We start from the raw sequence: 2,449 nt of genomic DNA on the forward strand, positions 1-2,449 counted from the left end.
CACGGCGCCGGTGCAGCCCCTCTCGATCAGCCACCAGAGCCAGTTCCCGGCGGTGACGATCTCCTTCAACCTCGCCAAGGGCGCGGCGCTCGGCCAGGCGGTGGACGCGATCAAGGCGGCGATGGTCGAGATGCGCGCGCCCGCGACTGTGCAGGGCACGTTTCAGGGCACCGCGCAGGCGTTTCAGAGCGCGCTCGCCGGCCAGCCCTACCTGATCGCGGCGGCGCTGATCACGGTGTACGTGATCCTCGGCGTGCTGTACGAGAGCTACATCCTGCCGCTGACCATCCTGAGCACGCTGCCCTCGGCGGGCGTCGGCGCGCTGCTCGCGCTGATGGCGGGCGGCTACGACTTGTCGGTGATCGCGCTCATCGGCATCATCCTGCTCATCGGCATCGTCAAGAAGAACGGCATCATGATGGTAGACTTCGCCATCACCGCCGAGCGCCGCGACGGGCTGTCGCCGCTGGAGGCGATCCGCACGGCCTGCCTGCTGCGCTTCCGGCCGATCCTGATGACCACGATGGCGGCGATGCTCTCGGGCCTGCCCTTGATGCTCGGGCACGGCGCGGGCTCGGAGTTGCGCCGGCCGCTCGGCTTCGCCATGGTCGGCGGCCTGGCCCTCTCGCAGGTGCTGACGCTGTACACGACGCCGGTGATCTACCTTTACCTCGACCGCCTCCAGCATTGGCTGGCCCCGCGCCGCGCCCTTGCCGTGCCGACGCTGGCGGCGAAGATGGGGGCGGCGGCTGAGTAGGGGCGGCTTACTCGATCCTTGCCGCTCACGACAGGGATTGCAGGAGGAGCCTTGCCTCGGTCACGTCACGCATGTCCGGATCATCGCCGAACCAATCCAAGACCGGCGCAAGCACCTCTCGTCCAGCCGCATAAGTGCCATAGAACCGGGCCAGACCGATGGCGGCACGAAGTTCCAAGGTCTTCGAGCGCTGCGCCTGGGCGACGCCGAGCGCGGCGCGAAGGCTCTCTTCGGCTTTCTCCGGGCTGTCCGCCGACGATGCCAGGATCAACTCGCCGCGCAGACGATGAAGCTCAGCGTCCATCCAGTGCTCTCCGCCCTTGCCGATCTCGAACGCCTCGTCGATCGCGGCCATGCCCTCGCGTATCTGCCCGCAGCGAAGCTGGGCGGCGGCCTGCCACGCGAGGAACAGGGGACTGAAAATGCGGATGTTGATCGCTTGCAGCCCGGCCAGGCCCGCCTGCATGTGCGCGACGCCATCGCGGTCGCGATCTTGCTCGGCGAGCGCGTGCCCCATCAGCACCGTGCCGGCCGCGGACCAGAGCGGCAGCTTGTGTTCGGAGGCAAGCGCCAGAATCTCGGCGGCAACCCGCGCGACCGCCTCCCCATCGCGACACAGACCAGGGAAGTACCCGCCAGTGAACGCCAGTGCCAGGCACAGCGTGTTCATATGCGACAGTGATCGTGCGTGTGCGATCGCCCGCTCCTTGTACTCCTCGGCCCGCGCGATCTCGCCCTGATGCCACAGCGCGAGGCATAGATAGGACGCGCAGGTCGCGAAGTGGTCGTGCCCATAGACGAAGGCGGACGAACGATCCCGGTCGGCGTCGTATTTTCCGAGCGTCTCCTCAAGCAGCACCCGGCCTGACGTGGAATCACCATTTAGCAGGGTCGCGCTTCCGAGTATCCTTCCCGCGAAAGCCTCGCCGTCGCTGTGCGGATATCGCTTCGCCAGACGCATTAATTCCTCGGCGTGGCGCCTGGCCCGGTCAATTTGGCCGGTGACAGACTCAGATGCATGTCGACCCGACAAGGCCGGAAAGATGGCGCTGACGTCGCCGATCTCCTCGCTGAGGCGAACCACCTGGCCGCAGGTTTCCTCGATCTCGGCGGAGGCGTAGCCCTTGGCCGCGATGAGCGGCGCGATCATCGTCAGACGCAACTGGTGCTCCTGGCGGCGGCGCTCGGCCATGTCGGGCAATGCATCGAGCAGTGCCAGCCCACGGCGGAGTTGCGCGATGGCCTCGAGATTGGCGGAGCGCTGCGTGGCCCGTCGCGCTGCCGCCAGCCAGTGGGTGATCGCGGCTTGCGCCTGGCCGGCCTCGGTGTAGTGATGCGCGACCAACTCGGGTTGCACTTGCACGATCGTCGGGAACCGTTCCTCCAGCACCCGCGCGAGACGCAGGTGATATTGCTGACGCGAGGATTTCAGCAGCGACTGGTACGCGACATCCTGCAAGAGCGCGTGCTTGAACTCGTACACGACTTGCGGGGGACGGTCCGCGCGATAGAGCACCTCGGCCGCGACCAGCTTTTCCAGCGCCTCGCCCAACTCGCGCGCGGAGTGCGATGCTACGGCCGCCAACAGCTCCAGCGTGAAGACGCGGCCGATCACGGCGGCCAACTGGGCCACCTGCTTGACCGTGGACATCCGATCCAGTCGCGCCATCAACGAGTCATGCAGGGTGGCCG

1 protein-coding gene and 1 pseudogene are annotated in these 2,449 nt (G+C 67.1%); one reads left to right on the forward strand and one right to left on the reverse strand.

The genetic code is table 11. From position 1 onward, the window contains the following. Nucleotides 1-757 (forward strand): efflux RND transporter permease subunit (locus JOY90_RS27665; RefSeq protein WP_291694277.1); only part of this gene is annotated, 757 nt, incomplete at its 5' end. A 25-nt stretch (nt 758-782) separates the two neighbouring features. On the opposite strand, the pseudogene JOY90_RS27670 reads toward JOY90_RS27665, so the two are convergent. Continuing rightward, nucleotides 783-2,449: pseudogene (locus JOY90_RS27670) on the reverse strand (hypothetical protein); the annotation flags it as partial.

The sequence above is a fragment of the Bradyrhizobium sp. genome, assembly GCF_019242285.1.
GTDB lineage: Bacteria > Pseudomonadota > Alphaproteobacteria > Rhizobiales > Xanthobacteraceae > Bradyrhizobium.